Annotated in this window: 22 protein-coding genes; 18 read left to right on the top strand and 4 right to left on the bottom strand. The window is 68.9% G+C overall.

Annotated elements, in window-relative coordinates; translation table 11 throughout:
• Positions 1–16 precede the first annotated feature (16 nt).
• On the bottom strand, positions 17–1,057 hold the full coding sequence (locus tag ACLJPL_RS02895) for a hypothetical protein (protein ID WP_411079040.1): 1,041 nt from the start codon (positions 1,055–1,057) through the stop codon (positions 17–19).
• Positions 1,058–1,194: 137 nt separating this feature from the next.
• Between ACLJPL_RS02895 and ACLJPL_RS02890 the strand changes: the two genes are divergently transcribed.
• The 16 genes from ACLJPL_RS02890 (at position 1,195) to ACLJPL_RS02815 (ending at position 19,770) form a co-directional block, all read left to right on the top strand.
• Positions 1,195–3,816, top strand: coding sequence for a valine--tRNA ligase (locus ACLJPL_RS02890; protein WP_411079039.1), 2,622 nt, complete (start codon positions 1,195–1,197; stop codon positions 3,814–3,816).
• A gap of 124 nt (positions 3,817–3,940) precedes the next feature.
• On the top strand, positions 3,941–5,473 hold the full coding sequence (gene folC / locus ACLJPL_RS02885) for a bifunctional tetrahydrofolate synthase/dihydrofolate synthase (RefSeq protein ID WP_411079038.1): 1,533 nt from the start codon (positions 3,941–3,943) through the stop codon (positions 5,471–5,473).
• An 8-nt stretch (positions 5,474–5,481) separates the two neighbouring features.
• Positions 5,482–5,835 carry a DUF4233 domain-containing protein gene (locus ACLJPL_RS02880; RefSeq protein WP_411079037.1) on the top strand — a complete coding sequence of 118 codons (354 nt, stop codon included), beginning with the start codon at positions 5,482–5,484 and terminating at the stop codon, positions 5,833–5,835.
• A 118-nt stretch (positions 5,836–5,953) separates the two neighbouring features.
• A complete protein-coding gene (gene ndk, locus ACLJPL_RS02875) occupies positions 5,954–6,367 on the top strand; it encodes a nucleoside-diphosphate kinase (RefSeq protein ID WP_032753273.1) in 414 nt (137 codons plus the stop codon).
• Positions 6,368–6,656: 289 nt separating this feature from the next.
• Positions 6,657–7,676 (top strand): rod shape-determining protein, encoded by a 1,020-nt coding sequence (locus tag ACLJPL_RS02870; RefSeq protein ID WP_093687258.1) that lies wholly within the window; start codon positions 6,657–6,659, stop codon positions 7,674–7,676.
• 197 nt (positions 7,677–7,873) lie between these two features.
• Complete coding sequence (gene mreC, locus ACLJPL_RS02865; RefSeq protein ID WP_411079036.1) at positions 7,874–8,962, top strand: rod shape-determining protein MreC; 1,089 nt, start codon at positions 7,874–7,876, stop codon at positions 8,960–8,962.
• A gap of 11 nt (positions 8,963–8,973) precedes the next feature.
• Complete coding sequence (gene mreD / locus ACLJPL_RS02860; protein ID WP_411079035.1) at positions 8,974–9,639, top strand: rod shape-determining protein MreD; 666 nt, start codon at positions 8,974–8,976, stop codon at positions 9,637–9,639.
• Between the two features lie 90 nt (positions 9,640–9,729).
• Positions 9,730–11,946, top strand: a complete 2,217-nt coding sequence (gene mrdA, locus ACLJPL_RS02855) for a penicillin-binding protein 2 (RefSeq protein ID WP_411079034.1) — start codon at positions 9,730–9,732, stop codon at positions 11,944–11,946.
• A complete protein-coding gene (rodA, locus tag ACLJPL_RS02850; RefSeq protein ID WP_411079033.1) occupies positions 11,946–13,139 on the top strand; it encodes a rod shape-determining protein RodA in 1,194 nt (397 codons plus the stop codon). The genes mrdA and rodA overlap by 1 nt, the downstream gene beginning before the upstream one ends.
• 29 nt (positions 13,140–13,168) lie before the next feature.
• Positions 13,169–14,728 carry a CHAD domain-containing protein gene (locus tag ACLJPL_RS02845; RefSeq protein WP_411079032.1) on the top strand — a complete coding sequence of 520 codons (1,560 nt, stop codon included), beginning with the start codon at positions 13,169–13,171 and terminating at the stop codon, positions 14,726–14,728.
• A gap of 52 nt (positions 14,729–14,780) precedes the next feature.
• Positions 14,781–16,709, top strand: coding sequence for a TIGR03960 family B12-binding radical SAM protein (locus ACLJPL_RS02840; protein WP_411079031.1), 1,929 nt, complete (start codon positions 14,781–14,783; stop codon positions 16,707–16,709).
• Positions 16,710–17,085: 376 nt separating this feature from the next.
• Positions 17,086–17,292 (top strand): hypothetical protein, encoded by a 207-nt coding sequence (locus ACLJPL_RS02835; RefSeq protein WP_411079030.1) that lies wholly within the window; start codon positions 17,086–17,088, stop codon positions 17,290–17,292.
• Positions 17,276–17,797: a DUF6879 family protein gene (locus ACLJPL_RS02830; protein WP_411079029.1), complete on the top strand. Its 522-nt coding sequence runs from the start codon at positions 17,276–17,278 to the stop codon at positions 17,795–17,797. The genes ACLJPL_RS02835 and ACLJPL_RS02830 overlap by 17 nt, the downstream gene beginning before the upstream one ends.
• Positions 17,787–18,635 carry a helix-turn-helix domain-containing protein gene (locus ACLJPL_RS02825; RefSeq protein WP_411079028.1) on the top strand — a complete coding sequence of 283 codons (849 nt, stop codon included), beginning with the start codon at positions 17,787–17,789 and terminating at the stop codon, positions 18,633–18,635. The genes ACLJPL_RS02830 and ACLJPL_RS02825 overlap by 11 nt, the downstream gene beginning before the upstream one ends.
• A gap of 271 nt (positions 18,636–18,906) precedes the next feature.
• On the top strand, positions 18,907–19,128 hold the full coding sequence (locus ACLJPL_RS02820; protein WP_411079027.1) for a hypothetical protein: 222 nt from the start codon (positions 18,907–18,909) through the stop codon (positions 19,126–19,128).
• Between the two features lie 318 nt (positions 19,129–19,446).
• The gene (locus ACLJPL_RS02815; RefSeq protein WP_411079026.1) at positions 19,447–19,770 is read left to right on the top strand and encodes a hypothetical protein; all 324 of its coding nucleotides are present in this window, start codon (positions 19,447–19,449) and stop codon (positions 19,768–19,770) included.
• Positions 19,771–19,843: 73 nt separating this feature from the next.
• Here the strand turns inward: ACLJPL_RS02815 and ACLJPL_RS02810 are convergent, their stop codons facing one another.
• From ACLJPL_RS02810 to ACLJPL_RS02800, 3 genes are all read right to left on the bottom strand, one after another.
• On the bottom strand, positions 19,844–20,680 hold the full coding sequence (locus tag ACLJPL_RS02810; protein WP_411079025.1) for a recombinase family protein: 837 nt from the start codon (positions 20,678–20,680) through the stop codon (positions 19,844–19,846).
• A 921-nt stretch (positions 20,681–21,601) separates the two neighbouring features.
• Positions 21,602–21,889 carry a hypothetical protein gene (locus ACLJPL_RS02805; RefSeq protein ID WP_411079024.1) on the bottom strand — a complete coding sequence of 96 codons (288 nt, stop codon included), beginning with the start codon at positions 21,887–21,889 and terminating at the stop codon, positions 21,602–21,604.
• Positions 21,890–22,312: 423 nt separating this feature from the next.
• Positions 22,313–23,887 carry a recombinase family protein gene (locus ACLJPL_RS02800; protein ID WP_411079023.1) on the bottom strand — a complete coding sequence of 525 codons (1,575 nt, stop codon included), beginning with the start codon at positions 23,885–23,887 and terminating at the stop codon, positions 22,313–22,315.
• A gap of 183 nt (positions 23,888–24,070) precedes the next feature.
• Between ACLJPL_RS02800 and ACLJPL_RS02795 the strand changes: the two genes are divergently transcribed.
• Both ACLJPL_RS02795 and ACLJPL_RS02790 read left to right on the top strand, forming a co-directional pair.
• Positions 24,071–25,213 (top strand): hypothetical protein, encoded by a 1,143-nt coding sequence (locus ACLJPL_RS02795; protein WP_411079022.1) that lies wholly within the window; start codon positions 24,071–24,073, stop codon positions 25,211–25,213.
• 124 nt (positions 25,214–25,337) lie between these two features.
• Complete coding sequence (locus ACLJPL_RS02790) at positions 25,338–26,117, top strand: TIGR03936 family radical SAM-associated protein (protein ID WP_411079021.1); 780 nt, start codon at positions 25,338–25,340, stop codon at positions 26,115–26,117.
• Positions 26,118–26,276: the final 159 nt, after the last annotated feature.

Below are 26,276 nucleotides of genomic sequence, written 5' to 3'. Positions count from 1 at the left end.
CTTCGGCGTTGAAGAATCAGAGCTTGGTACGCGAGGTGTCGTACAGCTTGGCGGCGAGTGCGGCCACCTCGTCCTGGGTCATCGACTTGTTCGTCATCGCCCCGCCGATGTCCAGGCCGAAGACCACGCCCAGGGTGCTGTGGTCGGCCCAGATGCAGACCGGCAGGGTCATTTCCTTGGGGCCGTTCTGGACAGTGCCGTCAGCCTTCTCGTTGACGACCTTCACGTCCTGGCACTTCATCAGCGCGCCCTCGAAACCGGCGGGCTTGACGGCTTTCGGGCTGCCGACCAGCGTCCCTTCGCTGTCCTTGCTCATCGCCGCTTCCTTCTCGGCGTTCTTGAAGGAGCCGTCGATGACCTTCTCGGGGTCCTCGATCTCCCCCCAGGTGCCCGTGAGCATGAGCAGCTTCGTGGTGAGGGGGTTCTTCTTGATGTCACCGCTCATGTACTCGGCGCTGACGTCGTGAGAGTTCTTGACCCCCATGGCCTCGGCCTTGGCCTTCTCCTCGCCGGCCAGCGGGGTCTCGGGCTTCTTCTTGGCCGGGTCCTGCTTGTAGTCGTCCACCGACGCGGCCGGAGTCAGCTTGTACCCCTTGGTGGAAGCGGCCACCGCGCCGCTGCCGCTGTCGCCGCCCGACGTCAGGAAGTAGACCCCCGCCCCGATGACCGCCAGCGCCAGCACGGAGGCTCCCACGATCAGCCCCGTCTTCTTCTTCGGCTGCTGCGGCGGCTGCCCGCCGTACACCGGCTGGCCGCCGTACGGGGGAGTGGGCGGCTGCTGCCCGTACGGCCCCGGCTGCTGGGGCTGCGGGTAGCCGTAACCCGGCTGACCCGGAGGGGGAGTGCCGTAGCCGGGCTGGCCCTGGGGCGGAGCGCCGTACGGCCCCGGCTGCTGCGGCGGGACGCCCGGAGGGGCCTGCTGGGGGTAGCCGTAGCCGGGCTGGCCCTGCGGAGGCCCCTGCGGTGGGCCGCCGTACGGCCCGGGCTGCTGTCCGTACGGTCCGGGCTGGCCCTGCGGCGGCTGCCCGCCGTACGGGCCCGGCTGGTTGTAGCTCATTGCGGTGTCCCCTCCGAAACTCTTATGCGTTGCGAACATCCTGACGGAAGCCGCCCTGACATGGGGGATCGGGCCGGACACCGTTACTGAACTATCCCGTTTCAGTGCGGGACTGTGACGGCCCTAAACTGTCTCCCGTGACCGAGAACACTCAGCAGCAGCCAGCCAGCACCCCCGAACTGCCGACCCAGTACGCGCCGGCCGACGTAGAGGGGAAGCTGTATGAGCGCTGGGTAGAACGCGGTTACTTCGAAGCCGACGCCAAGAGCGACAAGCCCCCGTTCTCCATCGTCATCCCGCCGCCCAACGTCACCGGCGCGCTCCACCTGGGCCACGCCTTCCAGGTGACGCTCATGGACGCCCTCACCCGCCGCAAGCGGATGCAGGGCTTCGAGACGCTGTGGCTGCCCGGCATGGACCACGCCGGGATCGCCACCCAGAACAAGGTGGAGCAGCAGCTCGGCGAGGAGGGCAAGTCCCGCCAGGACGTCGGCCGGGAGGCGTTCACCGAGCGCGTCTGGCAGTGGAAGGAAGAGTACGGCGGCCGGATCCTCGGCCAGCTGCGCCGTCTGGGCGCGGGCCTCGACTGGTCGCGCGAGCGGTTCACGATGGACGAGGGACTGTCCCGGGCCGTCCAGAAGATCTTCAAGGACCTGTACGACGACGGCCTGATCTACCGCGCCGAGCGCATCATCAACTGGTGCCCGCGCTGCCTCACCGCCATCTCCGACATCGAGGTGGACTACCAGGAGGACGACGGCGAGCTCGTCTCCCTGAAGTACGGCGAGGGCGACGAGACCCTCGTCGTCGCCACCACCCGGGTCGAGACGATGCTCGGGGACACCGCCGTCGCGGTCCACCCCGACGACGAGCGGTACGCCCACCTCATCGGCCGGCGCATCAAGCTGCCGCTGACCGACCGCACCATCCCGGTCGTCGCCGACACCCATGTCGACCCGGAGTTCGGCACCGGCGCCGTGAAGGTGACCCCGGCGCACGACCCGAACGACTTTGCGATCGGCCGGCGCCACGACCTGGAGTCCCTGACGGTCATGGACGAGCGCGGTGTCATCACCGTGCCCGGCCCCTTCCAGGGTCTCGACCGCTTCGAGGCCCGCTCGGCCATCGTCGCCGCGCTGCGCGAGCAGGGCCGGATCGTCGCCGAGAAGCGGCCGTACGTCCACTCGGTCGGCCACTGCTCCCGCTGCAAGACGACCGTCGAGCCGCGGCTCTCCCTCCAGTGGTGGGTCAAGGTCGAGACGCTCGCCAAGGCCGCCGGGGACGCGGTCCGCGACGAGCGGGTCGTGCTGCACCCCAAGGAGATGGAGAAGCGGTACTTCGACTGGGTCGACAACCTCAACGACTGGTGCATCTCGCGCCAGCTCTGGTGGGGCCACCGCATCCCCGTCTGGTACGGGCCGAACGGCGAGGTCGTCTGCGTCGGACCCGACGACGAAGCGCCCACGGGCGAGGGCTGGACCCAGGACGAGGACGTCCTCGACACCTGGTTCTCCTCGGGCCTGTGGCCGTTCTCCACGCTCGGCTGGCCGGAACAGACCCCGGACCTGAAGAAGTTCTACTCCACGGACGTCCTGGTCACCGGCCACGACATCATCTTCTTCTGGGTCGTGCGGATGATGATGTTCGGCCTGTACGCGATGGACGGCGAGGCGCCGTTCAAGACGGTCGCGCTCACCGGCCTGGTCCGTGACGAGTTCGGCAAGAAGATGTCGAAGTCGAACCCGAACGCGGTCGACCCGCTGGACTGGATGGACGCGTACGGCTCCGACGCCGTCCGCTTCACCCTGGCCAACGGCGCGAACCCCGGCGCGGACGTCCCGATCGGCGAGGACTGGGTCAAGGCGTCCCGCAACTTCGCCAACAAGATCTGGAACGCCACCCGCTTCGCGCTCATGAACGGCGCGACGATCGAGGGCCCGCTCCCGGACCAGTCGGAGATGACGGCCACCGACCGCTGGATCCTGTCGCGCCTGAACGAGACCGTCGCGGACGTCGACCGGTACTACGACGACTTCCAGTTCGCCAAGATCTCCGACGCGCTCTACCACTTCGCGTGGGACGAGGTCTTCGACTGGTACGTCGAGCTGTCGAAGACGACGTTCTTCGCGGGCGGCGAGCAGGCCAAGGTCTCCGGCCGGGTCCTCGGCGAGGTCCTCGACGTCACCCTGCGCCTGCTCCACCCGATCGTCCCGTTCGTCACGGAGACCCTGTGGACCACGCTGACCGGCGGCGAGTCCGTCGTCATCGCGGACTGGCCGCAGGACTCCGGCTTCCGCGACGAAGCGGCCGAGAAGGAGATCGAGCTGGTCCAGCAGGTGATCACCGAGGTCCGCCGCTTCAAGGGCGACCAGGGGCTCAAGCCCGGCCAGCGAGTCCCGGCCGAGCTGACCCTCACCGGCACCGCCCTGGCCCCGCACGAGCCGGCCATCCGCCAGCTGCTGCGCCTGGAAGCGGCCGGCGACGGCTTCCACGCCACCGCCTCGCTCCCGGTCGCCGGGGCCACCGTCGCCCTGGACCTGTCCGGCACGATCGACGTGGCGGCCGAGCGCAAGCGCCTCACCAAGGACCTGGAGGCGGCGCGCAAGGAGAAGGCGCAGGCGGAGGGCAAGCTCGGCAACGAGGCGTTCCTCGCCAAGGCCCCGGACAACGTGGTCGACAAGATCCGCCTCCGGCTCGCCAAGGCCGAGGCCGGCATCGAGCGGATCTCCGCCCAGCTGGCGGCCCTCCCGCAGGGCTGATGAGCCGAGCGGCGAAGCCCCCGTACACCCGACCGACCGGGAGTACGGGGGCTTCCCCGTACCGCCGCTCCGCACTGCGCCGGGCGCTGCGCGCGATGTCGGCGCCCATCCGTAGACTGGCCCCGTGAGTGAGCCCCGCCCTTCAGACCGGCACGACGCGTCCCAGCCCGACGACGCCTTCGAGGAGATCGTCGGCGAAGAGACCCAGCGCGACCCCGACCTGGCGGTGATCGAGGCCGGGAGCCGCACCCTGCGCACCTATGCGGGATCCCCCCAGGGCGATGCGGTCCCCGCCCGACCCACCGACCCCGAGACCGACCGGGCGCTCCGCGCGGTGGAGCAGGAGCTCGCCGGACGCTGGGGCGAGACCAAGCTCGAGCCATCGGTGACGCGCATCGCCGCCCTGATGGACGTCCTCGGCGAGCCGCAGCGCGCCTACCCCTCGATCCACATCACCGGGACCAACGGCAAGACCTCCACGGCCCGCATGATCGAGGCCCTGCTCAACGCGTTCGAGCTGCGCACCGGCCGCTACACCTCCCCGCACGTCCAGTCGATCACCGAGCGGATCAGCCTGGACGGGGCCCCGATCGAGGCCGAGCGGTTCATCGAGACGTACGAGGACGTCAAGCCGTACGTCGAGATGGTCGACGCCCAGCAGCCCTACCGGCTCTCCTTCTTCGAGGTGCTGACGGGCATGGCGTACGCGGCCTTCGCCGACGCGCCCGTCGATGTGGCGGTCGTCGAGGTCGGCATGGGCGGCATCTGGGACGCCACCAACGTCATCGACTCCACCGTCGCCGTCGTCACCCCGATCTCGCTGGACCACACCGACCGCCTCGGCACCACGCCCGCCGAGATCGCCGGGGAGAAGGCCGGCGTCATCAAGCAGGGCGCCACCGTCGTCCTGGCGCAGCAGCCGGTGGACGCCGCGCAGGTGATGCTGAAGAAGGCCGTCGAGGTGGACGCCACCGTGGCCCGCGAGGGCATGGAGTTCGGCATCGTCTCCCGGGAGGTCGCGGTCGGCGGGCAGTTGCTCACCCTGCGGGGCCTGGGCGGCGCGGCCACCGAGTACACCGACATCTTCCTCCCGCTGTACGGGGCCCACCAGGCGCACAACGCGGCCGTCGCGCTCGCCGCCGTCGAGGCGTTCTTCGGCATCGGGGCCGAGCAGGCCCGCTCGCTCGACATCGACGCGATCCGCAAGGCGTTCGCCGCGGTGCACTCGCCGGGCCGCCTGGAGGTCGTGCGCTCCAGCCCGACCGTCGTCCTGGACGCCGCGCACAACCCGGCGGGGGCCAAGGCCGCGGCGGACGGGATCTCCGAGGCGTTCAGCTTCTCCCGGCTGATCGGCGTGGTCGGGGCCAGCGGCGACAAGGACGTGCGGGGGCTCCTGGAAGCCTTCGAGCCGATCTTCGCCGAGGTCGTCGTCACGCAGAACTCCTCCGACCGCGCGATGGACGCGGACGAGCTGGCCGCCGTCGCCGTCGAGGTCTTCGGCGACGAGCGGGTCCAGGTCGAGCCGAGGCTCGACGACGCGCTGGAGGCGGCGATCACGCTGGCCGAGGAGGACGACGAGTACGCGGGCGCCGGGGTGCTGGTGACCGGATCGGTGATCACGGTCGGCGAGGCCCGGCTGCTTCTGGGAAGGGGCTGAGAAGAAGGATGCGTACGCTCTGCGCCTCGACGCTGCTCGGTGAGTTCTTCGTGATCGGCTTCGCCGGTCTCGTCGCGATGAAGCTGGACGACGTCTCCATGACGGCGGTCTGGACGGTCTGCGGGGTCGGCATGGCGCTGTCCCTGCTGCTGTGCGGGATGCTCACCCGCCCCGGCGGCGTACAGCTCGGCTGGGCGCTCCAGGTCGCCCTGGTCCTCAGCGGGTTCGTGGTCCCGATGATGTTCATCCTCGGTCTGGTCTTCGGCGGACTGTGGTGGGCCTCGGTGCACTACGGCCGCAAGATCGACGAGGTGAAGGCCCGCTGGGCAGCGCAGCAGGAGGCCGGCGAGGCCGCGGCCTGACGGTGGTGGAAGGCGGCCCGGGCCCAAGGGTGACTCTGGGTGAACCCGGGCGTCGGCCCGTTTCCGTACCCCTGTAATCTCGCCCTCACCGCACCCGTATGCCTGCAAGGAGCCGCACATGACTCAGCGCACCCTCGTCCTGCTCAAGCCCGACGCGGTCCGCCGCGGCCTGATCGGCGAGATCGTCGGCCGGATCGAGCGCAAGGCGGGCTGGCGGATCACCGCGCTGGAGCTGCGCACCCTGGACCAGGACACGCTGGAGCAGCACTACGGGGAGCACAAGGGCCGCCCGTTCTACGAGCCGCTCGTGGAGTTCATGGCCTCCGGCCCGGTCGTCGCTCTGGTGGCCGAAGGCGAGCGGGTGATCGAGGGCGTGCGCGCCCTGGCCGGCCCCACCGATCCGATCGCCGCCGCGCCCGGGTCGATCCGCGGTGACTTCGGCACGATCACCCGGGAGAACCTCATCCACGCCTCGGACTCGCAGGAGTCCGCAGAGCGAGAACTGAAGCTCTTCTTTCCGGGACTTTCCTGACCCGATCGGCCAAACAGCGCTGTCTGCCTGGGGCGACCGAAGTAATTCGGTCGCCCTTCGGCATAGGGTTCCCTCTCGCGGGAACGCATCCCTCCGACGTAACGTCACCATGGGTGGAACGGGCAGCCGTTCCGCCAGCAATGGCGAAGGACCCTCGCGCTGTGTCCGTGCATACGGCACTACGATGGAAGCTTCCACGCCCGCAGCGCCATCCTCGCCGACCAGAACAAGCCATCATCGCTTCTTCGGGAAGGCCCGACGCATCCTCATGGGGAACAAGGGGAACTCAATGTCGTTCATCGGCCGTGACATGGCTATCGACCTCGGGACTGCCAACACGCTGGTGTACGTCAGGGGGCGCGGCATCGTCCTGAACGAGCCGTCCGTCGTGGCCATCAACACCAACACCGGCGGAATTCTGGCGGTCGGCTCCGAGGCCAAGAAGATGATCGGCCGTACGCCGGGCAACATCGTTGCCGTACGGCCCCTGAAGGACGGCGTGATCGCCGACTTCGAGATCACGGAGCGGATGCTCCGCTACTTCATCCTCAAGATCCACAAGCGTCGCTACCTGGCCCGCCCCCGGGTCGTCGTCTGCGTTCCCTCCGGCATCACCGGGGTCGAGCGCCGCGCCGTCATCGAGGCGTCCACGCAGGCCGGCGCGCGCCAGGTGCACATCATCGAGGAGCCCATGGCCGCGGCCATCGGCTCCGGACTGCCGGTCCACGAGGCCACCGGCAACATGGTCGTGGACATCGGCGGCGGCACCACCGAGGTCGCGGTGATCTCGCTCGGCGGAATCGTCACGGCCCAGTCGATCCGGACCGCCGGCGACGAGCTGGACAACGCGATCATTCAGCACATCAAGAAGGAGTACTCGCTCCTCCTCGGTGAGCGCACCGCCGAACAGATCAAGATCACGATCGGTTCCGCGTACGACATGGACAAGGACGAGCACACCGAGATCCGCGGCCGCGACCTGGTCTCCGGGCTGCCCAAGACGGTCGTCATCTCGGCCGCCGAGGTCCGCAAGGCCATCGAGGAGCCGGTCAACGCGATCGTCGACGCGGTCAAGACGACGCTCGACAAGTGCCCGCCCGAGCTGTCCGGCGACATCATGGACCGCGGCATCGTCCTCACCGGCGGCGGCGCGCTGCTGCGCGGCCTGGACGAGCGGCTGCGCCGCGAGACGGGCATGCCGATCCACATCGCCGAGGACCCGCTGGACTCCGTGGCGCTCGGCTCCGGCAAGTGCGTCGAGGAGTTCGAGGCGCTCCAGCAAGTGCTGGACGCCCAGCCCCGACGGTAGGAACTCGATGGCCAGACGGGCGGAACCTGCGGTTCCGCCCGTCGCATCGTTGATATAGATCGTTGTCGTACGCGTAGTGGCGCAGAGCCCGATACCCGTACGGACGCGTACACAGGCACGAACAGACGCATACACAGGCACGAACAGACGCATACACAGGCACGAACATTCCGACGAGGAAGGCACGGCCGCCGCACGTGAGGGACACACGAGAGAGCCGGCTGCTCCTGGTGCTGCTGGTCGCCATCGCATTCGCCCTGATCACGGTGGATATCCGAGGCGGCGAGGAGTCACCGGTGGACGGTGCCCGGCAGGCCGCCGCCACGGTCTTCGGACCCGTGGAGAACGGCGTCGCGGCAGCGGTCAACCCGGTGGGCAACGCCATCGGTGCGGTACGCGACTCCGGCAGCCGGCACGACCGGATCGCCGCCCTGGAGCAGGAGAACGCCGCGCTCAAGGCGAAGCTCGGCAGCGACGACCGCAGCAACAGCCGCGTCCGGCAGCTCGACGCCATGCTGAAGAACGCCGGCGCCGGGCAGTACGGCATCAAGGGCGCCGAGGTCATCGCCATAGGAGCGGCCCAGGGCTTCTCCTGGACGATCACCATCGACGCCGGGGCCGACGACGGCATCCGCCGCGACATGACCGTCCTCAACGGTGAAGGGCTGGTCGGCCGGGTTACCACGGTCGGCCCGAACACCGCGACCGTCCTGCTGGCCAACGACCCCGGCTTCACCGTGGGCACCCGGATGGAGAAGACCGACGAGCTCGGCTTCGCCACCGGCCAGGGCTCCCGCCCGCTGTCGGTCCAGTTCCTCAACGGCAAGGCCAAGGTGAAGGCGGGCGACCGGCTCGTCACCTTCGGCTCCAGCAAGGACAAGCCCTTCGTGCCCGGCGTCCCGGTCGGCGAGGTCGTCCACGTCGACCCCTCCGGCGGCGCGCTGACCCGGACCGTCCACGTGAAGCCGTACGTCGGGTTCACCAAGCTCGACATCGTCGGCGTCGTCGTCCAGGCCCCGCGCGCGGACCCCCGCGACGCGGTCCTGCCGAAGCAGCCCGCGAAGACGGAGACGAAGCCCAAGCCGACCCCCACGGTCACCGTCACCGTCCAGCCCAACGGCGATCTCGTCGACGGCTCGGGCAAGGTCGTCGGCAACATCAACGAGAAACCGGGCGACGGCCGGGCGGCCGGCGACGCGGCGCAGAACCAGCAGGGCGACGCGCAGGGCGACGCCCAGCCGCCCGGCGACGCCCAACCCGACAACGCGGCAAACGACCAGGAGTAGAGCTGATCCCCATGCGCCTGAACCGGACTCTGCTCTCCACCGTCCTGGTCGTCCTCGCCCTCGTCGTCCAGGTCTCCGTCCTCGCCCGCCTCCAGCTCCCCGGCGCGGTCCCCGACCTGCTGCTGCTCACCGTGCTCGCCCTCGCCTTCGTGTACGGGCCGGTCAGCGGCTCGCTCATCGGCTTCGGCGCGGGCCTCCTCGCGGACCTCGCACCCCCCGCCGACCACGCCGCCGGGCGCTACGCCCTGGTGCTCTGCGTCATCGGCTATCTCGCGGGCCTGGCCCGCCCGGAGAACGGGCAGCTCAAGTCGGCCTTCGCCCCGATGGCCGTGGTGGTCGCCGCCGCGATCGGCTCGACCCTGATGTACGCGGGAGTCGGCGCGCTCGTCGGCGACACGGCCGCCCGCCATGTGGGCCTGTTCAGCCTGCTGTTGACCGCCGCGATCTACGACCTGCTGCTGGCGCCCTTCGTCGTGCCGCTGATCATGGCCCTGGCCAGACGCACCGAGAACGACCCGGTCTCCGAAGCCGCCGGCGGCGGCAGCGACGTGGCCGCGGGCTGGCTCGCCTCGGGCACCGGACTGCGGATCGGCAACCAGCGCGGCGGCCTGCGCGTCAAGGCCGCCCGCAGCCGCGCCGCCCGCGCGGGCCGCATCAAGGGGGTCAAGCGACTGTGAAGCCGTACAAGACCGGAGACACCACCGGGGGCACCGCGTGAGGCTGTATTTCCCGGGGGACGACCCCCGTACCACCACCGGGGGCGCCGCGTGAGCAACATTCCGGAGACCGGGCGGACCCAGCGGGTCCAGATCCGGCTCATCGTCATCCAGGTCCTCGTCTTCTCCCTGCTCCTCACCCTCGGCGGACGCCTCTGGTACCTCCAGATCCGCAACGGCGACGAGTACACCGCCGAGGCGGCCGGCAATGGCGTCCAGCAGGTCGTCCAGCCCGCCGTGCGCGGCTCGATCCTCGACGCCCGCGGTGTGCCCCTCGCCGACAACGAGACCCGGCTCGTGGTCTCCGCGAGCCGCACCGAACTGCTGAAGATGAAGGACGACGGCGTCGGGGTCCTCACCCGCCTCGCCGACGTCCTGGACATGAAGCCCGACGAGGTCCGGGACAAGGTCCGCCTCTGCGACGCCAAGACCCCCCAGCCCTGCTGGAACGGCTCCCCCTACCAGCCGATCCCGGTCACCGACGAGGCCACCACCCAACAGGCCCTCCAGATCCGGGAACGCGCCGAGGACTTCCCCGGCATCACCGCCGAGCCCACCGCCGTACGCCGCTACGCCGCACCCGGCAAGGCGAAGACCGCGCAGGTCCTCGGCTACCTCTCCCCGGTCACCGACGAGGAGATCACCAAGGCCATCGACACCGACTCGCCCTATCTGCGCTCCGACCAGATCGGCCGCTCCGGCCTGGAGCGCACGTACGACAAGGCGCTGCGCGGGAAGGCGGGCGTCACCCGCTACGAGGTCGACAACCTCGGCCGCGTCATGGGCGAGGCGGAGAACGACCCGGCGGTGCCCGGCTCCAACCTGGTCACCAGCCTCGACGCGCGGGTCCAGGCGGTCGCCGAGTACGAGCTCAACGAGGCGATGAAGACCGTCCGCAAGGAGACCGACAAGATCACCGGCCGCCCGTACGAGGCCGACTCCGGCGCGGTCGTCGTCATGGAGTCCAAGACGGGCCGCATCGTCTCGATGGCCTCCCAGCCCGACTACGACCCCAACGCCTGGGTCGGCGGCATCTCCGGCAAGGAGTACGCCAAGCTCACCAGCAAGAAGTCCAACTACCCGCTGCTCAACCGGGCCATCCAGGGCCAGGCCCCCGCCGGCTCCATCTTCAAGGTGGTCTCCGCGAGCGCCGCCGTGCGCGGCGGCCACGCCTTCAACGACCGCTACAACTGCAGCAGCTCCTACAGCCTCGGCAGCCAGACCTTCGCGAACTTCGAGTCCCAGGGCCACGGCCCCATCACCCTCGGGGACGCGCTCAAGTACTCCTGCAACACGGTCTTCTACCGGCTGGGCCACGAGGAGTGGGCGCGTGACGGCGGCATAAAGCCGAAGAAGGATGCCAAGAACTGGTTCTACCGGACCGCCCGTGACTTCGGCCTCGGCGCGGAGAGCGGCATCGACCTCCCCAACGAGGTCAAGGGCCGCATCCCGGACCGCCAGTGGAAGCAGGACTTCTGGAAGGCCAACAAGGACGCCTGGTGCAAGGAGGGCAAGAAGGGCGGCACGTACGTGCAGCAGATCGCGTACGAGAGCTGCCTCGAAGGCAACCAGCTGAAGGCGTACGACAGCATCAACTACGCCATCGGCCAGGGTGACGTCCTCGTCACCCCGATCCAGATGGCCACCGCCTACGCCGCCATCAGCAACGGCGGCACCCTCCACGCGCCCACCGTGGGCAAGGCCGTGATCAGCCCGGACGGCAAGAGCGTCCAGGAGATCAAGCCCAAGGCCACCGGCAAGCTGCCCGTCGACGCCCAGACCGTCAAGGACCTCGACAAGGGCCTGCGCTCGGTGGTCGAGCCCGGCGGCACCGCCGCCTGGCGGTTCGGCGGCTGGCCGCAGGACAAGATCCCGATGCGCGCCAAGACCGGCACCGCCCAGGTGTACGGCAAGCAGACCACCTCGTGGTTCGCGACCTACACCGACGACTACACGATCGTCATGACGATCTCCCAGGGCGGCACCGGCTCCGGCGCCTCCGGACCCGCCGTCCGCAAGATCTACGACGCGCTCTACGGCCTCGACGCCGAGGGCAACCAGGATATGAAGAAGGCCCTGCTGCCCACGCCCCAGAAGACGCTGCCGAAGGTCCAGCCGGACGGCTCGATCCACGCCCCGAAGGTCAAGCCGTACAACCCCCGGCCGACGCAGCCGGAAGGCCAGGAGGCGGACCCCGAGAACCTGGTGCCGCAGCCCCCGGGCCAGCCCGGTCTCACCGGCTCGCCCGCGTTCGGGAGGCGACCCTGATGGCAGGTGGCTTCTCCGTCTCCCGGTACGGCCCCGACCAGGGCTCCTGGTCCAGGCTGACCGCCCGCGACTCCCTCGTACGGCGGCTGGACTGGCCGCTGCTGGGAGCCGCGCTCGCGCTCTCCCTGCTCGGCTCGCTGCTGGTGTGGTCCGCGACCCGCAACCGCGACCACCTCACCCAGGGCGACCCGTACTTCTTCCTCTTCCGGCACGTCATGAACACCGGCATCGGCGTCGCCCTGATGATCGGCACGATCTGGCTCGGCCACCGCACCCTGCGCGGGGCCGTCCCGGTCCTCTACGGCATCTCGGTGCTGCTGGTCATGGCCGTCCTCACCCCGCTCGGCACCACGATCAACGGCGCCCACGCGTGGATCAAGCTGCCGGCCGGATTCTCCATCCAGCCCTCCGAGTTCACCAAGATCACCATCATCCTGGTGATGGCGATGCTGCTGGCGGCCCGCGTCGACGCGGGCGACCAGCTCCATCCCGACCACATCACCGTCGCCAAGGCGCTGGGCCTCGCGGTCATCCCCATGGCCGTCGTCATGCTGATGCCGGACCTCGGCTCGGTGATGGTGATGGCGGTCATCGTCCTCGGCGTCCTGCTCGCCTCCGGGGCCTCCAACCGGTGGGTCTTCGGCCTCCTCGGCGCGGGCGCGGTCGGCGCGCTCTCCGTCTGGCAGCTCGGGCTGCTCGACGACTACCAGATCGCCCGCTTCGCCGCCTTCGCCAACCCGGCGCTCGACCCGGCCGGCGTCGGCTACAACACCAACCAGGCCCGCATCGCGATCGGTTCCGGCGGCCCCACCGGCACCGGTCTCTTCAAGGGCACCCAGACCACCGGACAGTTCGTCCCCGAGCAGCAGACCGACTTCGTCTTCACCGTCGCCGGCGAGGAGCTGGGCTTCGTCGGCGGGGGACTGATCATCGTCCTCCTCGGCGTCGTCCTGTGGCGCGCCTGCCGCATCGCCCGCGAGACGACCGAGCTGTACGGCACGATCGTCGCCGCCGGCATCATCGCCTGGTTCGCCTTCCAGTCCTTCGAGAACATCGGCATGACGCTCGGCATCATGCCGGTGGCCGGTCTGCCGCTGCCCTTCGTCTCGTACGGAGGGTCCTCGATGTTCGCCGTCTGGGTCGCGATCGGGCTGCTCCAGTCGATCAGGGTGCAGCGGCCGATGTCCGCCTGAACCCGGCTCAGGCGGGTAGGTGTCCGTATATGGCGGACACCAAGCGAGAGATCGAGCGGAAATACGAAGCCACCGAAGCCACCGGAGGCGGCGAAGCCGCTGCGGCGACCTGGCTGCCCGGCCTGAGCCGGGTCGCCGGGGTCGACCGGGTCGTCCCCCGGGGCGTCACGGAGCTGGACGCCGTCTACTACGACACCGCCGGCCTCCGCCTCGCCGCCGACTCCCTCACCCTGCGCCGCAGGACCGGGGGAGCCGACGACGGCTGGCACCTGAAGTTCCCCGTCGCCACCGGCATCCGGGACGAACTGAGCGAGCCGCTCTCCGACACCCTGCCGGACTCCTTCGCCGCGCTCCTCCGCTCCCGGGTCCGCCACGACGAGGTGGCCCCCGTCGTCCGGCTGCTCTCCTCCCGGGACGTCCTCCACCTCACCGCCGCGGACGGCTCCCTCCTCGCCGAGGTCAGCGTCGACACGGTGTGCGCCGAACGGCTCACCGGGGACACGGCCGGGACGACCGCCACCTGGACCGAGATCGAGGTCGAGCTCGCGGACGACGGCGACCCCGCCTTCCTGGACGCGGTCGAGAAGCGGCTCCGCAAGGGAGGGGCGCGCCCCTCCCCCTCCCCGTCCAAGCTCGCCAGGGCACTGGCCGAGACCGCCCCCGTACGCGAGAGGAAGCGGGCGAAGGAGCAGAAGGACGAGCCGCATACCGCGGGGGACCACGTCCTCGCCTACGTACGCGAACAGGTCCGGGCGATCGTCGACCGCGACCCCGCCGTCCGCCGCGACCTGCCCGACTCCGTCCACAGGATGCGGGTGGCGACCCGGCGGCTGCGCAGCGCCTTCAAGACCTACCGCAAGGTCCTCGACCGCGAGGTCACCGACCCCGTGGGCGCGGAGCTCAAGTGGCTCGCCGGCGAACTGGGCGTCGACCGGGACCAGGAGGTCCTCGAAAAGCGCATCGGCAGCCGCACCGCCGCCCTCCCGGACACCCTGGTCCTCGGTCCCGTACAGGGGCGGCTCCAGATCTGGTCGGCCGCACACGGCACCGGGGCCCGCCGCGGGATCATCGACGTCCTGGACGGGAAGCGGTATCTGGCGCTCCTGGACGCCCTGGACGCGCTGAGCGCCGATCCGCCCCTGCGCCCCGCCGCCTCCCGCGCACCGGAGAAGGTCCTGCCGCGCGCGGTCCTCAAGGACTACCGGCGGCTCGCGCACCGCATGGAGCACGCCCTGGAGCAGCCGGCGGGCGCGGAGCGGGACGTGGCGCTGCACGAGGCCCGCAAGGCCGCCAAGCGCGCCCGGTACGCGGGCGACGCCGCCCGGCCCGCCCTCAAGAAGCCCGCCCAGCGCTTCGCCAAGCGGGTGAAGGCCGTCCAGTCCGTGCTGGGCGACCACCAGGACAGCGTGGTGGCCCGCGAGACCCTGCGCACCCTGGCGATCCAGGCCCACGCGGCGGGCGAGAGCGCGTTCACCTGGGGACTCCTGTACGGCCGGGAGGAGGCCGCCGCCGACGCGCGGGAGCGCGAGCTGCCGCAGGTGTGGGAGCGGGCCGCCGACCCCGTACTGCGGGCGGATCTGAAGCGCTGAGCCGCGCGGTACGCTGGATGGTCACCCCAGCCGGCTCACGAAGGTTCGCGAGATGTCTGCCGCATCGGTCTTCCCACAGCTCGAAGCTCTGCTCCCGCATGTGCAGAAGCCCATCCAGTACGTCGGCGGTGAGCTGAACTCCACCGTCAAGGACTGGGACAGCTGCGACGTCCGCTGGACCCTGATGTACCCCGACGCCTACGAGGTGGGGCTCCCCAACCAGGGCGTCATGATCCTGTACGAGGTGCTGAACGAGCGCGAGGGCGTCCTCGCGGAGCGCACGTACAGCGTCTGGCCGGACCTCGAGGAGCTGATGCGCGAGCACGGCGTGCCGCAGTTCACCGTGGACAGCCACCGCCCGGTCGGCGCGTTCGACGTCTTCGGGCTGAGCTTCTCCACCGAGCTCGGCTACACCAACATGCTCACCGCCCTGGACCTGGCGGGCATCCCGCTGGAGGCCAAGGACCGCACGGTCGACCACCCGATCGTCCTCGCGGGCGGCCACGCCGCGTTCAACCCCGAGCCGATCGCGGAGTTCATCGACTGCGCGGTCATCGGGGACGGCGAGCAGGCCGTCCTGGAGATCACCGAGATCGTCCGCGCCTGGAAGGCCGAGGGCCGCCCCGGGGGGCGCGACGAGGTGCTGTTCCGGCTCTCGAAGACCGGCGGCGTCTACGTCCCGCGCTTCTACGACGTGGAGTACCTCCCGGACGGCCGCATCGGCCGCGTCGTGCCCAACCGGTCCGGCGTGCCGTGGCGGGTCTCCAAGCACACCGTCATGGACCTCGACGAGTGGCCCTACCCCAAGCAGCCCCTCGTCCCGCTCGCGGAGACCGTGCACGAGCGGATGTCCGTGGAGATCTTCCGCGGCTGCACCCGGGGCTGCCGTTTCTGCCAGGCCGGCATGATCACGCGCCCCGTGCGGGAGCGAAGCATCACCGGCATCGGCGAGATGGTCGAGAAGGGCCTCAAGGCGACCGGCTTCGAAGAGGTCGGCCTGCTCTCCCTCTCCTCCGCCGACCACAGCGAGATCGGTGACATCGCCAAGGGCCTCGCCGACCGCTACACCGAGGACAAGGTCGGCCTCTCGCTGCCCTCCACCCGCGTCGACGCGTTCAACGTGGACCTGGCCAACGAGCTGACCCGCAACGGCCGCCGCTCCGGCCTCACCTTCGCCCCCGAGGGCGGCTCCGAGCGGATGCGCAAGGTCATCAACAAGATGGTCTCGGAGGAGGACCTGATCCGGACGGTGTCCACCGCCTACGGCAACGGCTGGCGCCAGGTGAAGCTGTACTTCATGTGCGGCCTGCCCACCGAGACCGACGAGGACGTCCTCCAGATCGGTGACATGGCGGTCAACGTCATCGCCAAGGGCCGCGAGGTCTCCGGCCAGAACGACATCCGCTGCACCGTCTCCATCGGCGGCTTCGTGCCCAAGCCGCACACCCCCTTCCAGTGGGCCCCGCAGCTGAGCGCCGCCGACACCGACGCCCGCCTGAAGAAGCTGCGGGACAAGATCCGCGGCGACAAGAAGTACGGCCGCTCCATCGGCTTCCGCTACCACGACGGCAAGCCCGGCATCGTCGAGGGCCTCCTCTCGCGCGGCGACCGGCGCGTCGGCTCCGTCATCCGCGCGGTCTACGAGTCGGGCGGACGCTTCGACGGCTGGCGCGAGCACTTCAGCTACGACCTCTGGATGAACTGTGCGGAGAAGACGCTCCCCGAGTTCGGGGTCGACGTCGACTGGTACACCACCCGCGAGCGCACCTATGAGGAGGTCCTGCCCTGGGACCACCTCGACTCCGGCCTGGACAAGGACTGGCTCTGGGAGGACTGGCAGGACGCGCTGGACGAGACCGAGGTCGAGGACTGCCGCTGGACCCCCTGCTTCGACTGCGGCGTCTGCCCGCAGTTCGACACATGGCCACAACTGAGCGAGAGCGGTAAGAAGATGCTCCCGCTCACGGTCAAGAAGCCGTAGTGACCAGCGGGGATGTCGTCCGGCAGGTGGCTGAGTCGCTTGCTGGCATGACGGAGGCGGAGTGCGCCGAGATGTTGAGAGGTCTCGGCGCTATGGAACGGGGCCAGGCTCCACAGGCTGTGAGGCGTACGCCGCTTCCTCCGCCTCGCCGAGACCCGCGCATCGTCTCCGCTGTGGAGTGGGTGTAGTGACCAGAGGCGTCCGGCCCGTGTCGGACGCCTTCTGCGTACCGCGCGTGGGGTCGCCTCGCCCCCGGCTGGGGCAGGCTTTTATGCGACTACGCCAATATTCGCGTGATCGCATGGACGGCGACCCCCTCCCCTTCGTACGGTCTTCATGTCGCCCCAACAGGGGGCCCGAGACAAGGGGTTTCACCATGGCTCGTGAGGAACTGACCCGGCTTACAGGAACCGGTACGGGCGAGTGCAACAAGAACGACTGCCCCAACGTTTACCGCAAGGCATCCGGGGCCTTTATCGTGCAGGGCGACGTGTCCCACGCGTTCGCCGCGCCGGACGGGGAGGGGCTCGTGGAGATCCCGGAGGAGACGTTGAGGGAGGCGTTCCGTGCTCTTGGATGGTGACGAGTGGGCGGCTCGGTTCGAGTCTTTCCGGCGTGAGGCATGGCGACTGGAGACTTTGCCGGAATATCGCGTCCCGCAGGAGGCCGAAGAGATCGCGGCATTTCTTGCGGGAGAGCGCCTCGACCCTCACGCCTACTCGAACGAGTACACCGACGACCTGAAGCGGGTACGGCGGGAGGGAAAGAGGAAGGGGCGCGTTCACATCGTGACTCGCCCCCTGTCGGACTACCTGCGCTATGAGTTCATGTACTACCAGCCGCATGTGTGGGCCGGTGAGGACATCCGGATTATGGATGTCACGGATCGTCTCAACCCTCTTGCGGGGGTGCAGGACTTTTGGATGTTCGACGGCTCAGAAGTCGTGCTAATGAACTACGAGCAGGACGGCACTCAGGTCAACCGAGAAGTATTCGAAGGCGACGTGAGTCTCTATGTCGAATACCAACGGATCGCCTTGGCTGGTTCAGTTCCCTTCGAGGAGTACGTGAAGGGCTTTGACCTTTGACCCGGAATCGCTGGGCAAGTCGAGATCAGACCTAGCGGAAGCACTACGCAGCGAGCGCAAGCGAGCCGGCCTCACTCAGACCGCGCTCGCTCGGCGCTGCAACTTGTCGCAGACCAAAGTCAGCAATATCGAGAGTGGCAAGGTCACGCCGACCATCGTTGATGTCGAGCTGATTCTAGAGACGCTCGGGACACAGGGCCCCGTTGCGATGGAGATACTCACCCTTGCTCGCTCGGCCAACACAGAGTGGCAGGACGACTGGGGGTCTCAGCGGCGGGGCCTTGACAAGAAGCAGAACGAGTTGGCACGGCTGGAGACTGTCACCACAGAATTCAGATTCTTCCTGCCGACTATGATCACGGGCCTTTTGGCAACGCCGGACTATGTGCGTGCCAGTCTCGCCCGGAACTCCGGTGACATGACCAAGACTGTCGCGAAGAAGCTGGAGCGACAGCAGATCCTGACGGACTCCTCGAAGTTCTTTACGTTCCTCCTCACGGAACAGGCTGTGCGCTGGCCGCTGGCATCCCCGTTGGCGATGGCTATGCAGCTCGATCGCCTGGCTTCTGTTTCGCGTATCCCGAACGTGCGGCTGGGTGTGATTCCACTCGGGATCGTCGGCCCTGTGGTCGAGACGCCACTGAGTGTCTTCACGGTTTATGACCGACGCTTGGTTCAAGTGGAGACCCACACGGGGGCGCTGATCCTCCGCGACCATCGGGACGTGAGCGCCTATCGGGATGAGTTCGATAGGTATGAATCCCATGCCGTCTTTGGGGGAGAGTGCCGGTCACTCCTTGGCGACTGGGCGCAGGGATTTACCCGACAACGCGAATAAGTGCGGTCCCATGTCATCCACAGGGCGAGACTGGTGGTCGTTCTCAACACTCGTTCGGGAAGGCGCACGGTGTGAGCGAAAGGCAAACGACCATGACCGGACCGGTACACCTCGCCCTTCCCCATCCACCCCCGAAACCGGCGGTTGGCTGCGAAGTGTGTGAGGCGCTGGCCGTTCAGCGGCTGGCGGCACGGGACAGGGGTGACCTGTCGGCGGCGACCGACGCCGATGTGGAGATCCGGAGTCACCCGCACAAGGTGAGGCGGGGGCGGTGACGCGTTCGCTCACCCGGTTCGTTCAGCACCGGATAGCGCAGCACCCCGATACGGACGTCACCTTCGAAGCGGAGTGTCTCGGCTGCAAGTGGAAGGCGACGCCTTCGACGGACAGCGCGGCCGTGGATGTGGAGTGCATGAGCCACACGGGGCGCAGCAACCATCGGGGCTTCCGCCGTATCTGCACTTCGTTCGCGGCAGTCGTCCGCGACGAGTGACCCATGACCCCCGGCGCATCGAGGGATGGCGAGCACCACTTGACCAGCGGTGCGCCGGAAGGGGCGCAGCGTGAGCGACATGCGCCGCTGTGCTGGCCCCTGTCGGCTCCCCCGTAGTCGGTAGGGGCCAGCATCGTTCGATCCGTGTTCGTGCCCCACAGGGGCACAGAGAGGCTGGCGGCGGTGCGGCTGCGTGTGTTCGTCCTGCTGGAGAGCAAGGGGCCGAGAGGCCCCCGCTTCCTCATGGTCAAGAACCTGGAAACGGGGGCGTGGCAGTTACCAGGCGGAGACGTGCCGCAAGGGGAGACGATCCCCGAAGTGGGTTCGCGCTTACTGGAGTTGCAAGCGGGAGCGGTGCTGGAGCTTGCCCGGCTGCTGGCGTTCGACCAGTCGCCGGGGGATGTACTGACGGCGGTGCTGGACGGTGGCTTCATGGGCCCGGAGAAGTCGCGGGTGCACATGCGTCTGTCCCGCAGGGTCGGCACCCTGCTGCCCATGAAGTGGGTCACCATGGCGGGACTCAAGGGGGAGCCCGGTTACGTGCACCATGCGGTCGTGAGCCGACTCATGGGGAATCTGACGGCCCCTGTCCTGGTGGATGGCCGCAACGACATGGAGCGGCGGGAGTCTGCCAACGGGTGACGCTGCGCCCGGTACGCCGACAGGCCCCGACGTGATGCCGGGAGCCTGTCATGGGAACGCCTGCGCGCCTGTCTCAGTCGCTGTCACCGATGTGCCGGTACAAGGTGGCACGGGAGATCCCCAGCGCCTTAGCGATGGCTGTGACGCTCTCTCCCTTGGCGTGCCGGGCACGGGCTACGGCTAGCTTGTCGTCGTCCACTACGGTCGGGCGTCCTCCGTGGTTGCCCTTGCGGGCCGCAGCGTCGAGCCCTTCCAACGTCTTCTCCCGGATGCCTTCCCGCTCAACCTCCGCACTGACCGCGAGGACGGCGAACACGATCGCGCCCGCCCCGTTCGGGTCGTACACACCCTGGAGGGGACCGGACAGGAGTTCCAGTTGGATGCCGTCCGCTTGAAGGGTGGAGGACAGGGACATCAACTCTGCCGCACTACGGGCGAGACGCTTCATCTCGACCACGGTCAGGATGACGGGTTGGTTGGGTGCAGCCTGCTTGAACTCGCGTGCCAGCGTGAGCGCCTTCTCAAGCTCCGGCCGCTCCTTCACGCGGGTACTGATCTTCTCGGAGAACACGCGGGTGCACTGTGCCCCGGCAAGGGCGTCCAACTGGGACTGGAGTTCCTGCCCCACGGTCGAGCATCGGGCGTAGCCGAGCCGGATCGCTGCGCCCGGCTTCCCTTCGGGTGCCTGTGCCACGGGTGCGCCCTGCGTCCACGCCTTGCCCGGGTTGCGGTCGGCAGGCGTCTTCACGGTCAGCTCTGCCTTGAGCGCGGGCACCAGGGCGAAGCGGCCCGTGTGGTAGTTCGCTGCCACCTTGCCCGCGCCGGTACGGCAGGGGCTTCCTGCGGGTGCCTGGCACTTCGGGCAGTCGTGGCGCTCCACCTGTTCGGCGGGGGTGATCTTCTTCGTCATGACTGGACCGTCTCATAAACGCGTCTCGAAAGCTAGCCGTGAGACGGATCTTTTGAGACGGGTTTCGAGACGGCGAGACGGGAGCGAAACGGACACTGCCGAGAGACTGGCCGATCGTCTCACTATCGATGGTTTATGAGACGCACTGTCTTGGCCCTGATGGGCGCTGTCGCGCACTCGGTCAGCCTGTCTGTGCTGGCCAGCGTGAGGGGCTGCGCGCTTGCCTCCCGGCCTGCTGGCCAGCGCTCGACCGCAGGGCGGGGAGTCGCCCTGTCGGGCGCTCTGGATGGCGCACAGTCGTACGCCTATCGACGGCAGGCGACGGCGAAGGGGAGGGGGTATGACCCCCGAAGGGGGCAAGCTCGCACCGCCGTGTCTTAGCAGCTCAAATCGTGCCACGGTTTCAGGGTCTTTCAGGCTGGCCCCGACCCTCCGGCCGGCTACGGGATAGTGCCAGGTCACAGGCTTGCGCCAGCCTTGCAGGCAGCGGCGGAACAGTGCAGAGAGTGAAGCCTTTCGCCCTGCGTCTAGAGGCTTGGCCAGGTGGCCGCGTAGCGGCCCGCAAGAGGAAGCGCCTTACTCCTGGGGCTTCGCTCTACGGGGGCGCGGCAGCGCCCCACTGGGCTAGCTTCCTGTGTCTCTCTTCTGTCGGCCCTTGGGGCCGTACTGGCGAAGCGGCTTCCGACTGTGGCGGCGGAGCCGCCCACTGCCCCTACTCCTTCGCCGTTGCCTTGCTGCGTTAGGACGCTGCCGCGTCCTGCTTTCGTTCGCCGTTGAGTCAAGAGGCTTTCCTCTGTCGGCCCCGAAGAGGGCCGCACTGCACTGGAGCCAAATAGATAAGAGAGGGCGTGAACGTTCGTGCAGCTCAGGCGCGATGTCGGCACACGCGAGACGTGCTCTCACTACACGCTGGGCGTGCGGTCACCTGTCCTGGTGGAGACGGCACGGCACTGGTGCACCCTTGGCCTTCTGGAACAGGTGAGGCGGAAGCATCAGGCACGCCGCGCCTGAACGGGCCGAGATGAGGTGGAGATCCTTGGCGCGGGCTACCGCGTTGCGGGTGCTCTGGTCGGACAGTCGCTTGCCCTCCATGCCGAGTAGTGCGGCCAGGCGGCCCGGCTCGAACGCGGCGTGTCCGTGGCGGTCGGCCCATCCGATAGCGGCGAAGTGGACCCGGTAGGCAAGCTGGTGCCGGGAGTCCTGCGCCATGCGCCGGTACTCGTGCTGAGAGACTCCGCCCCACGGGCGGTCATGACCGAAGCTGATAGTCACTGGTCGTGGCCCCCGGCGTTGGGGCCGCAGGTGTGGGCGTGTCCATCGATGAGAGGCGACGCGCACGCCTCGCAGGTCCAGACGATTTCGCTCGTGATGTTCAAGGGTTCGCGACTCCTGTCGGTGGAGCGCAGCACGTAGCCACGGCTCGGCGGTTGGAAGTCGCGCAGTTCCGTCCTGCGCTTCGGGAGGTCCTCGACATCCCTGCGAGCCCCTCGGGATCGCGGCCTCTCGCGGAGTGGCCAGCTCTACCACCGCTGAACGGTGGGAGCTACGGTCCCCGCTCGTCAAAGAGCGGGGAGGTATTCCTACGTGGCGCGTGGCTCGGCTGTCAAGCCGAGCCCCTCCCTATCCTTGCTGTCAGAGTTTCGCCGCGAAGTCGTCGCTCTTGATGACGAGCCGTTCGCGTACGTCACGGGGAATCTTCAGACGCAGATGTACGGAGGGCGCACGCACGCCCTTGACCTTGGTGCGGGTGACCTCGCACGTGATGCCCACACGGCGGAGGTCCTCAGCCATGACCTCCATCCCTCCGGACTCCCATGCTTCACGGAACGTCTTCCCGTTGTGGATGAGAGTCCATCGGTCCTGTGTGGTCTGGGGATCGATCGCACCCAGTTCGTCAGTGAGCTTGTCGAGCGTCTTCTCCGCCTGCTCCCGGGTGAACCGCGTCTTCGCGTAGCGCCCTCCCGGCTCCAGCCCCTTCATGTAGTAGGCGATGGCCTCTTCGAGTCGCTTCACCTCGGCGCGAGCCTCAGCGCCCTGCGCGTACTCGCGGACTTGGACGGGGAAGTCGCCGAGTACGCGCAGCACGTCGCCGACAAGAACGTCGTACACGCCCTGCGGATCGGGGGCACCGAGACCCCCGCTCTTGCACTTCTGGCACCGGAGATACCGGTACTGGCCAAACTTGTTGGACGTGACGTGCACCGTCATGTTCGACGCGCAGTCGGCGCAGACCAGGACACCAAGGAACTGAGTCGCGCCGTGTGTCTGACGCTGGGGCTGGTTCTTGCCGCGCCGGTCGATGGCCTCTTGGAGTTCGTTGAACTCGTCCTCGGTGAAGATCGGTTCGGCCACCCTGATCGGCTTGCCATCGTGTCCAAGTATCAACTTGGAGCGGCGTACCCCCTTGTTCTTGTTCTCCTCCACTCGGTACCCCATGAGAGCGGGGTTGCGGAGGCGTCGCAGAAGAGTCGTTGTGGTAAGCCCTGCGGACATGAGCCCGGACCGGACAAGGCACACGGCCATGCGTCGAGCGGACACCCCTCGAAGCGCCATACGGCGCGCCCAGTGCAACGCCTTGTGTGCGACAGGGTCGACGGCAAGGGTCGACCTTCCGTTCACCTTCGCCGTCACGAAGCCGTACGCGGGCTTGCCCACGAGCCATGCGTCCTGAGTCCGGGTGTAGTCCCACAGGGAAGCGACGCGAGTCGACGTGTTCGCCGCCTCGATCTCGGCGATGCCTCCGATGAGCGTGACCATCATCCGGCCCACCGTGGATTCGAGGTCGATGCTGTCGTTCTTCGAGACGAGGTTCTTCGCGTACCGCTCGCACCACTCGATCATGGTCGAGAGATCCGACATGCGACGGATGAACCTGTCGAGCTTCCAGAAGAGAAGGACATCGAACTCCGGAGCCCGGTTGTTCAGCCAGTCGCCCAGTTCCTTTCGCTTCCACGGCGGGACCTTCGTTGCTGACACGTTGAGATCAGAGGCGACGCCCACGACACGGCACCCCTTCTCTCTTGCTAGGAGGCGGAGGTCCAACTCCTGCCGCACGGGCGAGGTGGTGTCCTCGGTAAGGACAGACAGCCGGATGGACAGCAGAGCGCGCGGCGCATCCGCAGGGAGTAGGGCCTCCGCTTTCTTCAGCTCCTCTAGAAGGGCGAGGTCTGAGGCGGTCCACTCGGTTTCGATGGCATACGTCTTCATGGGGCGGAGAGTATGTGTGGATGTGGGCTCATGTCCATCTGCCCGCAGCTCGACCTGGACATCCAGATCGGTCCGACCGGCAAGAAGCTGCTCCCGCTGAGCGTGGTGAACAAGTAGCGCGTCCCTGACGCTCCGCAGGCCCGGTCCGGCAACCCCGGACCGGGCCTGCGCGTCCTTCACGGCATGGACGACGTGAGCAGGCCCCGGGAACTGGACCGGTCCGCGCCCGACACCGCGCTGACCAGGCTGATCAGGGTGCCGGTGCGCATCGTGGCACTGGTCCTCGTCCTGCCCGTCCGCATGGTCTGGGACCTGCTGGCCGCCGGCTGGCACGCCCTCGACCGGACCCTGCTCCGCCCGCTGGGCCGAGGGCTGGCCCTGCTGTTCGACACCCTGGTCGTCACCCCGCTGACCTGGCTGTACGCCAACGTCCTCACCCCGCTGGGCCGGGCCGTCGCCTGGCTGGCCACCGCCCTCCTCATCTGGCCCTGGATCGGCCTGTGGCGGTATCTGGTCGTCCCCGTCGCCCGGTACGGGATCGGGGCCCCGGCGCTGTGGCTGTACGCGTACGTCCTCACCCCGCTGGGCCACGGCCTGCGGTGGGTCGGCGCCGCGCTGCTGGCCCCGGCGGCGCGCTACGGCCTGGTCGTGCCGCTGGTGTGGCTGTACGGGGCCGTCCTCGCCCCGGTCGGCCGGGGCACGGCCTGGGTCCTCGGGGTGCTGTGGCGGGGCGTCTCCTGGCTCCTCCGCACGCTCTGGCTGGGCACGGCCTGGCTCCTGGAGCTGGTCTGGCAGGGCGTCGCGATCGTCGGGCGCGGGGTGGGGGGTGCGGTGGTGTGGCTCGTCATGACGCTGCTGGTGGCCCCCGCCTCCTGGCTGCACCGCCGCGTCCTCGCCCCGGTCGGGCGGGAGATCGCGGAGGCCGCCGAGGTCGCCTGGCGGATCGCCGGGTACCTCTCCCGGGCGGTGGGCCGGGGGATCGCCTGGCTGTTCCGGCACCTGATCGGCGTACCGGTGTCCTGGGCCTACCGAACGGTGTGCACCCCGGTCGGCCACTTCGTACGGGACGCCCTGTGGGCCCCGGCCCGACGCGCCGCAGTCGAGGCGGGGCGCACCGCCCGCGAAGCGCTCGCCGCCGCCCGGGAAACCGTGCGGCAGGCCCGCCGCGACGCCTGGCGCGCACTGGTCGGCGGCGCGAGCGGCGAGCGGTCCCGGGAACCGCTGGGGGTGCCTGCGCGTACTCTGGGTAGTACAACGACTGTCCCCAGCGCGGCGCAGGCGTCCGAGACCTCCCCGCCGATCGAGAAACTCGTCAAGCGGGCGTGAGCCGGCGCGGCACCCCGGGGACCACCCCGCACTTCGTGGGCGGCGCTCCACCGCGCCCGCCCCGCACCGAGGAGAAGAACCACTGGGCAAGCGACAGCCCGAAGGCCCGCCGCCCGCACCGGCAGTGCAGCGCATCCGTTTGCGCTACACCAAGCGCGGCCGCCTCCGGTTCACCAGTCACCGCGACTTCCAGCGGGCCTTCGAGCGGGCACTGCGCCGCTCCGAGGTGCCGATGGCCTATTCGGCGGGCTTCACCCCGCACCCCAAGGTCTCGTACGCCAATGCCGCCCCCACCGGCACGGGCAGCGAGGCCGAGTTCCTGGAGATCGCCCTCACCGAGGCACGCGACCCCGACCTCCTGCGCGAGCTGCTCGACGCCTCGCTGCCGGACGGCCTGGACATCACCGACGCGGTGGAGGCCCGCACCTCGGGCCTCGCCGAACGGCTGACCGCCTCCGTCTGGGAGATGCGCCTGGACGGGGTGGAGACGGACGAGCTCCGCGAGGCCGTGGCCGCCTTCAACGCCGCCGGGACCGTCGAGGTCCAGCGCAAGGCGAAGAACGGCATCCGCACCTTCGACGCCCGCGCCGCCGTCGCCGACCTGCAGGCCCTCGATCCATCGGCCGATAGGCCGGGGGACAAGCCCTGTGCGATACTGCGGCTGGTTGTTCGGCACGTGACACCTGCCGTGCGACCCGACGACGTCCTGTCCGGTCTTCGCGCTGTGGCCGACCTGGCGCCGCCCGTCCCCGCTGCGGTGACGAGGCTGGCGCAGGGGCTCTTCGACGAGGAGTCCGGCACGGTGACCGACCCGCTCGCGCCCGACCGCGAGGCCGCCCCGACCGCACATCCCGCGGTCGCAGCAGCCGTCGCGACGGCGCCGGAAGGTGCAGGTTCCGCGTAGGCGGTCGTTGTAGCGCAGCCCTCCGACCCGGGAGCCACCTGGGTCGGGCCGCGCACTGACCCAATAAGACTTTCGCCAGGCCGTCCGCAACACCGCGTACGGAACCGGCGAGCCAGACATCAGCTCCCGTGCGGCGCCCGCGCCCCGGACGAGCGGTAT

This window comes from Streptomyces sp. cmx-18-6, from assembly GCF_046548915.1.
Taxonomy (GTDB): domain Bacteria; phylum Actinomycetota; class Actinomycetes; order Streptomycetales; family Streptomycetaceae; genus Streptomyces.
Note: the sequence above shows the minus strand (reverse complement) of the source record. Positions and strands in the feature narration are given on the sequence as shown.

Excerpts from the sequence above, each read along its gene's own strand:
- ACLJPL_RS02895 (WP_411079040.1), bottom strand. The coding sequence starts at position 1,057 with ATGAGCTACAACCAGCCGGGCCCGTACGGCGGGCAGCCGCCGCAGGGC.
- ACLJPL_RS02880 (WP_411079037.1), top strand. The coding sequence starts at position 5,482 with ATGCGTACGCTCTGCGCCTCGACGCTGCTCGGTGAGTTCTTCGTGATC.
- ndk (WP_032753273.1), top strand. The coding sequence starts at position 5,954 with ATGACTCAGCGCACCCTCGTCCTGCTCAAGCCCGACGCGGTCCGCCGC.
- ACLJPL_RS02870 (WP_093687258.1), top strand. The coding sequence starts at position 6,657 with ATGTCGTTCATCGGCCGTGACATGGCTATCGACCTCGGGACTGCCAAC.
- mreD (WP_411079035.1), top strand. The coding sequence starts at position 8,974 with ATGCGCCTGAACCGGACTCTGCTCTCCACCGTCCTGGTCGTCCTCGCC.
- rodA (WP_411079033.1), top strand. The coding sequence starts at position 11,946 with ATGGCAGGTGGCTTCTCCGTCTCCCGGTACGGCCCCGACCAGGGCTCC.
- ACLJPL_RS02845 (WP_411079032.1), top strand. The coding sequence starts at position 13,169 with ATGGCGGACACCAAGCGAGAGATCGAGCGGAAATACGAAGCCACCGAA.
- ACLJPL_RS02840 (WP_411079031.1), top strand. The coding sequence starts at position 14,781 with ATGTCTGCCGCATCGGTCTTCCCACAGCTCGAAGCTCTGCTCCCGCAT.
- ACLJPL_RS02835 (WP_411079030.1), top strand. The coding sequence starts at position 17,086 with ATGGCTCGTGAGGAACTGACCCGGCTTACAGGAACCGGTACGGGCGAG.
- ACLJPL_RS02810 (WP_411079025.1), bottom strand. The coding sequence starts at position 20,680 with ATGACGAAGAAGATCACCCCCGCCGAACAGGTGGAGCGCCACGACTGC.
- ACLJPL_RS02805 (WP_411079024.1), bottom strand. The coding sequence starts at position 21,889 with ATGGCGCAGGACTCCCGGCACCAGCTTGCCTACCGGGTCCACTTCGCC.
- ACLJPL_RS02800 (WP_411079023.1), bottom strand. The coding sequence starts at position 23,887 with ATGAAGACGTATGCCATCGAAACCGAGTGGACCGCCTCAGACCTCGCC.
- ACLJPL_RS02795 (WP_411079022.1), top strand. The coding sequence starts at position 24,071 with ATGGACGACGTGAGCAGGCCCCGGGAACTGGACCGGTCCGCGCCCGAC.